At 65.1% G+C, this 7,679-nt stretch carries 8 protein-coding genes; 6 read left to right on the top strand and 2 right to left on the bottom strand.

Features of this window, described 5'->3' with window-relative positions; genetic code table 11:
* Nucleotides 1-18: 18 nt before the first annotated feature.
* Nucleotides 19-1,443, bottom strand: a complete 1,425-nt coding sequence (gene purB, locus RTN46_RS15675; protein ID WP_312182777.1) for an adenylosuccinate lyase — start codon at nucleotides 1,441-1,443, stop codon at nucleotides 19-21.
* Nucleotides 1,444-1,667: 224 nt separating this feature from the next.
* Between purB and RTN46_RS15670 the strand changes: the two genes are divergently transcribed.
* Nucleotides 1,668-1,946 (top strand): hypothetical protein, encoded by a 279-nt coding sequence (locus RTN46_RS15670; RefSeq protein WP_312182776.1) that lies wholly within the window; start codon nucleotides 1,668-1,670, stop codon nucleotides 1,944-1,946.
* Nucleotides 1,947-1,949: 3 nt separating this feature from the next.
* Complete coding sequence (locus RTN46_RS15665) at nucleotides 1,950-3,308, top strand: hypothetical protein (protein ID WP_312182775.1); 1,359 nt, start codon at nucleotides 1,950-1,952, stop codon at nucleotides 3,306-3,308.
* Here RTN46_RS15665 and RTN46_RS15660 read toward each other — a convergent pair.
* Entirely contained in the window at nucleotides 3,259-3,657 is a 399-nt protein-coding gene (locus RTN46_RS15660; RefSeq protein WP_312182773.1) for a phage holin family protein, read from the bottom strand. The two genes, RTN46_RS15665 and RTN46_RS15660, sit on opposite strands and share 50 nt — an antisense overlap.
* Before the next feature lie 103 nt (nucleotides 3,658-3,760).
* Here RTN46_RS15660 and RTN46_RS15655 point away from each other — a divergent pair, with 103 nt between their 5' ends.
* The 4 genes from RTN46_RS15655 to RTN46_RS15640 form a co-directional block, all read left to right on the top strand.
* Nucleotides 3,761-4,900: a histidinol-phosphate transaminase gene (locus RTN46_RS15655; RefSeq protein WP_312182772.1), complete on the top strand. Its 1,140-nt coding sequence runs from the start codon at nucleotides 3,761-3,763 to the stop codon at nucleotides 4,898-4,900.
* 142 nt (nucleotides 4,901-5,042) lie between these two features.
* The gene (gene pdhA / locus RTN46_RS15650) at nucleotides 5,043-6,239 is read left to right on the top strand and encodes a pyruvate dehydrogenase (acetyl-transferring) E1 component subunit alpha (RefSeq protein WP_312182771.1); all 1,197 of its coding nucleotides are present in this window, start codon (nucleotides 5,043-5,045) and stop codon (nucleotides 6,237-6,239) included.
* Nucleotides 6,236-7,210: a transketolase C-terminal domain-containing protein gene (locus tag RTN46_RS15645; protein ID WP_312182770.1), complete on the top strand. Its 975-nt coding sequence runs from the start codon at nucleotides 6,236-6,238 to the stop codon at nucleotides 7,208-7,210. Before pdhA ends, RTN46_RS15645 begins: the two co-directional genes overlap by 4 nt.
* Nucleotides 7,211-7,269: 59 nt before the next feature.
* On the top strand, nucleotides 7,270-7,679 hold a 410-nt coding region (locus RTN46_RS15640), incomplete at its 3' end, for a biotin/lipoyl-containing protein (protein WP_312182768.1).

Below are 7,679 nucleotides of genomic sequence, written 5' to 3'. Positions count from 1 at the left end.
GTCGTTTGTTATTGGCCGTTACTTCTTCAGGTGGTCCACCAGGGCATCGGCGATACCCGTGTAACTGGCGGGCGTCAGCGCGAGCAGGCGTGCTTCGGCGTCGGCGGGCAGACCCAGCCCGGAGACGAATTCCTTCATGCGCTCGGCGTCGACGCGGTTTCCGCGCGTGAGCTCCTTGAGCCGCTCGTAGGGGTTCTCCATGCCCGGGGCGCCAGCAATGGCCTCGGCACGCATCACCATCTGGATGGCCTCGCCGAGCACCTCCCAGTTGGTGTCCAGATCCGCGGCTAGGACGTCCTCGGCTACGTTCAGGCGGTCCAGGCCCTTGGCCACGTTGGAGATGGCCAGCAGGGAGTGGCCAAAGGCGACGCCGATGTTCCGCTGGGAAGAGGAGTCGGTGAGGTCGCGCTGCCAACGGGAGGTGACGAGCGTGGAGGCAAGGGTATCCAGCAGGCCGTTGGAGATCTCCAGGTTGGCTTCGGCGTTTTCGAAACGGATCGGGTTCACCTTGTGCGGCATCGTGGAGGAGCCGGTGGCGCCGGCCACGGGAACCTGCGCGAAGTAGCCGATGGAGATGTAGCTCCAGACGTCGGTGCAGAAGTTGTGCAGGATCCGGTTGAAGCGGGCCATGTCAGCGTAGAGCTCGGCCTGCCAGTCGTGGGATTCGATCTGCGTGGTCAGCGGGTTCCAGGTCAGGCCGAGGCCCTCGATGAAGGTCTTTGCAACCTGCTGCCAGTCGGCTCCGGGAACCGAGGCGTAGTGGGCGGCATAGGTTCCGGTGGCGCCGTTGATCTTGCCGAGGAATTCGGTGGCGGCGACACGGTCCAGCTGGCGGGTCAGGCGGTGGACCGTCACGGCCAGTTCCTTGCCCAGGGTGGTGGGGGTGGCCGGCTGTCCGTGTGTGCGGGAGAGCATCGGCACGGACCGGGTGTCCTCAGCCATGGCGGCGATCTGCGCGACCATCTTCCGGGCCGCGGGCAGCCAGACGTTGTCCACGGCGCCCTTGATACCCAGGGCATAGGAGAGGTTGTTGATGTCCTCGGACGTGCAGCCGAAGTGCACCAGGGGTGTGAGGTCCTCGATGCCGATGGCAGCCAGGCGGCGGCCGATGAAGTACTCGACAGCCTTGACGTCGTGGACTGTCACCTGCTCGATTTCGGCCAGTTCGTTGACGGAATCTCCGTCGAAGCCGGAAACGATTTCCCGCAGCGCGGCCTGCTGCTGCGCTGACAGCGGCGAGGTGCCCGGAAGAACGGAGTTCGAGGTCAGGTGGATCAGCCACTCGACCTCAACGTGGGTACGGTCGCGGTTCAGGGCTGCTTCAGAGAGGTAATCGACCAGCGGGGCGGTTGCGGAACGGTACCGCCCGTCCAGCGGGCCCAGGGCAATCGCTGGAGTCACGGAGGCAAGGGGGACGCGGGGTGCGGGAGCAGAATCGGCCATGGCCCAATTCTTTCACGACCTTCCGTGGCCTCCGGCTCTGTGACTTCCGGGAGGACTGGTCCTGCACAGTGGCCACCCGCCCCGGGGATATCCCCAACCCGCAGCATCGGGCCGCCGCGGCTCGGCAACGGGCCTAGGTTTGGTCCCGAAGCAGTAGTCCGAAAGCGCATGGCCTGCTGACCTGCACACGGAAATGCAACGGGAAATGGAAGGAGGAACCGCCAATGACGCTGCCACTAGAGGAGGCGTCTGCGCGGGGCCAGGCCGAGGACGCCGGGCGGTCGGCACAGGTCCTGGATACCCATGCGCGTGAGATTCGCAGACTGCAGGATGAGCTCAATCATTTCGATTCGCAGTGCTGGCGGTCGAGGGCCGGGCAGCGGTTCCTGGAGCGGCTGCAGGAGGTAACCCGTGAGCTTTCCGCTTCCGCCGAGGCTCTGGCTCTGGCTGCTGCGGCCCGCCGCGAAGTTGCCGGCACACCCCAGGACCAGGCCTGGGGTTAGGACATGGCGCCAACCTGTCCGCTACCGGACCCGAGCTATACCGTCATCGGCGGACAGGGAACCATCCTTGTGGAATACGACGCCCTGGAGAACCAGGCCGCCAAGCTGGAACGCGCTGCCGGGCAGATGAACGCGATCGCAGACGACCTCTGGCGCATCCAGCGGGATGAGGCAGGGCTGATGTGGCTCCAGCCACCTATTGCCGCCGCAACAGCCATGGAGGAACTGTCGAGAGCCACGCTCCTTCTTAGCCGCTGCGGGGAAGCTGCCCTGGAGTGCGCTGCGGATACACGGACCGCTGCCGCCCGGTACCGCGAGGCCGAGGGCCGGGCGGAACGCCAGTATGGACAGGTCGGCCTCATCCCCTCCCTAAGTCTGCTGTGGCTCCGCCGTGGTGCCGGCGGGTTTCCGGAACGGGCCGTGGCAGAGCAGCTTCCGCTGCGCTTCATCGACTCGGCCGCACTGAAGATCGGCGTGGCCGCCGCCTCACCGGGAAGCCGGGGGCTCCGCAGCATCACCGTGGAGAAGTCCCCGCGCTCTGGAGCCAGACTCCCGCTCGACGGCAGTGCGGCAGGACTCCTGGAGCGCAGTGCGGTGCTGCTGGAGGAGGACGATCCCGGTGTAATTGAGGTCCTGCGGATCGATCGTGACGATGGACCGGTGTTCGTGGTCACCCTGCCCGGCACGCAGCCCGGCGGACGCACGGCCGGGCCCAATCCCTTTGACAACTTCGGCAATGCGGAGGGACGGGCCTTCCAAAGCCGGTTTATCGCGGCCGCGGTTGCAGAAGCGCTAAGACAGGCGCAGGCAGAAGCAGGGGACGCCGTCATCCTGGTTGGCTACAGCCAGGGTGGCATCCATGCAGCAAATGCCGCCGGGCAGATCCAAGACGCCACCGGCGTCGAGGTCAAATACATCCTGACGGCCGGAGCTCCGGCTGGAGACGCGGAGATACCGTCCGGAATACACACGCTTCATCTGGAACACCAACAGGATTGGGTTGCAGGGATAGACGGCACCTCCAACCCAGACACGCCAAACCGCGTGACCATGACGATCACTGAACCGGTGCAGGGGACGCCCGGAGGCAGCGGGCTTGGCCCCGCCCACAAACTGCCGGTCTACCTGGAAGGTGCGGCGGCCGCAGACGCCAGCACCGACCCGTCCCTCAGGGCATCCCTTGCGGGGGTGAATGCGGTCGTGGGCAGCGGCAGCATCGCAACGCGCGAGCTGTACCGCTTTAGCAGGAAGGCGCCCCGGCCGGCCACGAAAATCGTTCCCAGGGGACTGCCGCCCTGGGGCGTTGCCGGAACTACCGGCGGGCACCCGTCAGCGAACCCGCGACCATCGAAACAAGACTGATGATGATCGAAGCCAGAATCGCGGTCCAGAAGAATGAATCGACCTCAAAGTGCACCGGGGTGAAGCTGGTCAGCCACGCGGTAAGCATCAGCATGGCTGCATTGATGATGACAGTGAACAGGCCCAGGGTCAGGATCGTCAGGGGCAGTGCGAGCAGCCGCACAATGGGGCGGACCAAGGCGTTGACCACCCCGAAGATCAGCCCGATGAACAGATAGGCCAGCACAACATCGAGGGTGCTGTTTCCGGTAGCGGATGTGCCGGACTCTCCCACGGTGATGCCCGGAAGGAGCCAGCCGGCCACCCAGAGGGCCAAGCCATTGATGACAATTCGGAGCAGCAGACGCATGGACCAATGCTGGCATAGCGGAGCCCGGTTCCCAAGCCGCTCCCACCCCCAGGCTGTGGAGCAGGTCACAGGGTGCTCCTCAAATCAGGATTAGTCTTAGGGCATGACCACTACCGAGAATGACATCAATGCTGCTGGAATTCCGGCACCAGGAATCCATCCGCGCCCGGTCGTTGACCGGCTGCCGCGTTACGCCGCCGGGAAACCGCCCGTAGCCATCGAGGGACTCCAGAGCTACAAGCTCTCTTCCAACGAGAACCCCTTCCCGCCGCTGCCGTCCGTGCTTGAGGCCATCAGTGCCCATCCGCACGTGAACCGCTACCCGGATCCCGTAGCAACGGCGCTGCGCGTGGAACTCGCCTCCTTCCTCGACGTCCCCGCCGAGGATATTGTCACCGGGGGCGGCAGCCTGGGCGCCCTCAACCAGCTGCTGGCCACCTTTGCCGGGCAGAACGAGGATGGCGTCCCCGATGAAGTGGTGTACCCGTGGCGCTCCTTCGAGGCCTACCCGATCTCCGTCGGCCTGGCCGGTGCCCGGGATGTCCAGGTGCCGCTGCGCGCCGACGGGCGCCATGACCTCGAAGCAATGGCTGCTGCCGTCACCGACCGCACCAAGATGGTGCTGCTGTGCACGCCGAACAACCCCACGGGTCCGGCCCTCACCCGGGATGAGGTCGAGGGTTTCCTGGCCGCAGTTCCCGACGATGTGATCGTTGTGATCGACGAGGCGTATGAAGACTTCGTCCGGGACCCGGAGGCCGTCAACGGCGTCGAGGTCTACCGCAGCCACCAGAATGTTGTGGTTCTGCGCACATTCTCCAAGGGTGCTGGCCTTGCCGGTCTTCGGGTTGGTTACTCGATCTCACACCCGCACCTGACCCAGTACCTGCGGGTGGCTGCCGTGCCTTTCGCGGTCTCGCAGATCGCCGAACAGGCGGCGATCGCCTCGCTTCGCCATCACGATGAACTTGTGGAAAGAATACAAGCGCTGGTCACCGAACGGACCCGGGTCGTGGAGGGCCTGAAGGCCCTCGGCTGGGAGATTCCGCAGGCTGAAGGCAACTTCGTCTGGCTGGACCTGGGCGAGAATACCCCCGAGTTTGCGGTGCTGGCGGAGCAGCAGGCCCTCTCGGTGCGGGCGTTTGGCACAGAAGGTATTCGGGTCTCCATCGGAGAAGTGGAAGCAAACACCCGTTTCCTCGCTTTATGTGCGACCTATACAAAAGGTCCCCGTCTTTCCTAGCGTGTCTTAAGTGCAGTTGTACGCCCTGCCCTCGTTAGGCTGTGTGAAGTAACTTCCACGTATATGTCTTGGCGGATATCTATTCCTGCTGCGGCATATTTCTAGCGGGGCAGGGCCGTAAGCCCGCCCGGCGAGGAGAGGTATGGCCTTGGATCACCTGCCCGCCAGCGAATTCGATTCGGCAGAGCTGGACGAGTCCCTCATGCGCGCTGTCGGAAGTGCGCCTGAGGACATGGTCCAGCTGCTGTCACCGGACGGAGAACGTACCGGCCATGAGCTTTATGGCCGGTACGCCGAGGACATTGACGGCGAGGCGCTGCGCTCCTTCTATCGGGACATGTTCCTGATCCGGCGCTTCGACACCGAAGCCAATGCTCTCCAGCGCCAGGGTGAACTGGTGATGTGGGTTCCGCTTACCGGCCAGGAAGGGGCCCAGATCGGCTCCGGCCGTGCCCTGGCGCCCCAGGACTACGTGTTCCCGACGTACCGCGAACACGGCGTCGCCATGACCCGAGGCCTTGAACTCTCCCACCTGCTGCGGCGTTTCCGTGGCATTTCGCATGGTGGATGGGACCCCCGGGAATCCAACTTCCACCTCTACACACTCGTCTTGGCGGCACAGGTGCCCCACGCCGTCGGCTACGCCATGGGGATGGCCCGGGATAACATCCTGGACCCCTCGCAGCCCGCCGGGGCTACCGTTGCCTACTTTGGTGACGGCGCCAGCTCCGAAGGGGACGTCCACGAATCGATGGTTTTCGCGGCCTCCTACGACGCCCCCGTCGTCTTCTTCTGCCAGAACAATCACTGGGCCATTTCGGTGCCCACTGAGGTCCAGTCCCGCATTCCGCTGGCGAACCGGGCCCAAGGCTACGGTTTCCCAGGTATCCGGGTGGATGGTAACGACGTCCTGGCTGTTCATGCCGTGACCCGCTGGGCGCTGGAACATGCCCGTGCCGGCAAAGGCCCGGTGCTGATCGAAGCGTTCACCTACCGTATGAGCGCCCACACAACGGCAGATGATCCGACGAAATACCGGCTCTCGGCGGACGAAGAAGCCTGGGTTGGCCGCGATCCGCTGAGCCGGCTCGAGAAGCACCTGCGCGCCAGCGGAGCGGCGGATGATGCGTTCTTCGCGTCCCTCGCAGCCGAAGGCGACGAACTCGCCGCCAAGCTGCGCGCCGACGTACAGGCCATGGAGCCGCCCACATTCGAGGCCGCCTTCACGGATGTCTACGCCGAACCCCATCCGCTGATCACCGAGGAACTGGCCTTCCACCAGGCCTACGAAGCAGGATTTGCCGATACGGAAGACAACACGGAAGAGGCCGGCGCGTGAGCACCATGACCATGGCCAAGGCCATCAACGCAGGCCTGCGGGCAGGCCTGGCGAATAACCCCAAGGCGCTCCTGATGGGCGAGGACATCGGTTCCCTGGGCGGCGTCTACCGGGTCACCGAGGGCCTGAAGGCAGAGTTCGGAGCCGACCGGGTGATGGACACTCCGCTGGCCGAATCCGGCATCATCGGCACCGCGATCGGCTTGGCGCTGCGCGGGTACCGCCCCGTGTGCGAAATCCAGTTTGACGGCTTTGTCTTCCCCGGGTTCAACCAGATCACCACCCAGCTGGCAAAAATGAACTTCCGCAGCGAAGGAACGCTCAACACCCCCGTGGTGATCCGCATCCCCTATGGTGGCGGCATCGGCTCGATTGAGCACCACTCCGAATCCCCGGAGGCGCTGTTCGCCCACACGGCCGGGATCCGTATCCTCACCCCGTCCAATCCCCAGGACGGCTACTGGATGATCCAGCAAGCCATGCAGGGCAAGGACCCGGTCATCGTTTTTGAACCCAAGCGCCGCTACTGGCTCAAGGGCGAAGTCGACACCACGGCTCCGTCGGGTGATCCGTTCAAAGCCCAGATCCTGCGCGAGGGAACTGACGCGACGATCGTGGCCTACGGCCCGCTGGTACCGGTGGCCCTGGCTGCTGCCGAGGCTGCTGCCGAAGACGGACGCAGCATTGAAGTGATCGACCTGCGGTCCATCTCGCCCATCGACTTCGACACCGTGACCGACTCCGTGCGCCGCACGGGACGCCTCATCGTTACGCATGAAGCACCCACCTTCGGCGGGATCGGCGGAGAAATCGCGGCGCGTGTCAGTGAGCGCGCCTTCCTGTCCCTGGAAGCGCCGGTTATCCGGGTTGGCGGGTTCCACATGCCCTACCCCGTGGCCGCCGTCGAGGAACACTACCTGCCGGATATCGACCGGCTGATGGACGCCCTCGACACTGCGTTCTCCTACTGACCGCACCCCTGACATCTTTCGCCCCGCCGGTCCGCCGGCCAACGCCAGATCGAGATTCCATGACTGAGAAAACGTTCAACCTGCCCGACGTCGGTGAGGGACTCACCGAGGCCGAAATCGTCCAGTGGAAGGTCAAGGAAGGCGACACGGTAGCGATCAATGACGTGATCGTGGAGATCGAAACCGCCAAGTCCCTGGTCGAGCTGCCTTCGCCGTTCGCCGGGACCGTCACCGGCCTTCTCGTTGAAGAGGGGCAGACGGTGGAGGTCGGCACCCCGATCTTCCAGGTCGGTTCCGGTGCGCCGCAACAGGCCGCGTCCACCCCTTCGGACGCCCCGTCGGAAGAGGCGGCGCCTTCCGCGGGCAGCGACGGGCCGCCGGCCTCGTCCCTCACCGGCAGTGGGCCCAAGGCCGACGCCGTCCGGCGCCGTCCGCGGCGTGCGGGCGTGCGCCCCACTGCCCCTGCTCC

The organism is Arthrobacter sp. (genome assembly GCF_031988865.1).
Lineage (GTDB): Bacteria > Actinomycetota > Actinomycetes > Actinomycetales > Micrococcaceae > Arthrobacter_B.
The sequence above is the reverse complement of the archived record's forward strand: the minus strand, read 5'-3'. Positions and strand labels throughout refer to the sequence as shown.